Here is a 1,321-nt window from a genome sequence, read left to right on the forward strand (position 1 = left end):
CGTGATCACGGCGCTGGACCAGGTGTACGTGCCGTTCGCGGTGACGAGCATCTCGCAGGCCGCCGCCATCGCCGCACTGGATGCCGCCGACGAGCTGCTGGCGCGCACCGACGCCGTGGTCGCCGAGCGTTCCCGGGTCGCCGGCGGTTTGCGGGAGGCCGGGTACGCGCTGCCGCCGTCGCAGGCCAACTTCGTGTGGCTGCCGCTGGGCCCTCACACATCCGACTTCGTGACGCGGGCCGCCGACGCGCGCATCGTGGTCCGCCCGTTCGCACCGGACGGTGTCCGGATCACCATCGGGGCGCCCGAGGAGAACGACGCGCTGCTGGGGTTTGCCCGCGACTGGATCAAGGAGAACCAATGAGCCTGGCCCGCAAGAAGTTCACCGAGTTCAAGGAACGCGGCGACGCCATCGCCGATGCCGAGTTGGACGACTTCTGGGCGACGCTGGCGCCCGCGACGATCGACGGCATGATCGGCGAGTGGAAGGGCGGCGAGTTCCGCACCGGTCACAAGATGAACGGCCAGTTGGAAAAGGCGGGCTGGTTCGGTAAGACCTTCACCTCGGCCGCCGATGTGCAGCCGCTGGTCTGCCTGGACGCCGACGGGAACAAGTTCTCCAACAAGGCGATGGGCAAAGGCGAGGCCAGCCTGTGGCTGGAGGAATTCCGCGGCGAGGTCACCGCGACGATGGTCTACGACGGCCAACCGGTGCACGACCACTTCAAGAAGATCGACGACGACGCCGTGATGGGCATCATGAACGGCAAGGGCGTCCTGGACGACGGCCGGTATTACTACTTCTACCTCGAGCGGGTCTAGGAACCGTCGCTGGCGCCGAGCGTGACGTGACGGCGGAAATCCGTAAGGAATCTCGCCCTGAGAGCACGCTCGGCGAAGGAAGCTAGCGGGCCGGGTTGCGGCCGGTGAACGCGACCAGCTGCTCGAGGGCGCCGGCGTCGGCGGGCACGTCGACCGGGTCGTCGAACCCGGCGCTGCCGCGCAGTTCCGGCCTGATGATCTGGCGCGCCAACCCCACCACATACTCGGACAGCGGTTCGGGGGCGTGCACCTCGTGTCCCACCGCGGCGGCGTAATCCCAAGCGTGGACCAGGAATTCGATCGAGAAGATGCCGCACGCACTCTTGGCCGGCATCTCGCCCTTGCCGAACGGCACGGTGCCATCCAGACCGCGGCGATGCCACGCGTCCAGGGCGGGCCGGGCCGCGGCGATGACCTGCCGCTCCACCGAATCGCCGTCGTCGCGCTCCGGCAGCTGCGCGCCCACCATGCCGCCGAGGCCGGCGATCGACTTCAGCAG

The 1,321-nt window shown here is 68.6% G+C and carries 3 protein-coding genes; 2 read left to right on the forward strand and 1 reads right to left on the reverse strand.

Features of this window, described 5'->3' with window-relative positions:
• Together BN4348_RS54115 and BN4348_RS54120 are read left to right on the forward strand one after the other, a co-directional pair.
• Window positions 1-364 (forward strand): aminotransferase class I/II-fold pyridoxal phosphate-dependent enzyme (locus tag BN4348_RS54115; protein ID WP_142308766.1); only part of this gene is annotated, 364 nt, incomplete at its 5' end.
• Window positions 361-822, forward strand: coding sequence for a DUF4334 domain-containing protein (locus tag BN4348_RS54120; protein ID WP_066916944.1), 462 nt, complete (start codon window positions 361-363; stop codon window positions 820-822). The genes BN4348_RS54115 and BN4348_RS54120, both read left to right, overlap by 4 nt.
• An 82-nt stretch (window positions 823-904) precedes the next feature.
• On the opposite strand, the gene BN4348_RS54125 is transcribed toward BN4348_RS54120, so the two are convergent.
• Window positions 905-1,321 (reverse strand): TIGR03086 family metal-binding protein (locus BN4348_RS54125; protein WP_066916946.1); only part of this gene is annotated, 417 nt, incomplete at its 5' end.

The sequence above is a fragment of the Mycobacterium interjectum genome (genome assembly GCF_900078675.2).
GTDB classification, from domain to species: Bacteria; Actinomycetota; Actinomycetes; order Mycobacteriales; family Mycobacteriaceae; genus Mycobacterium; species Mycobacterium interjectum.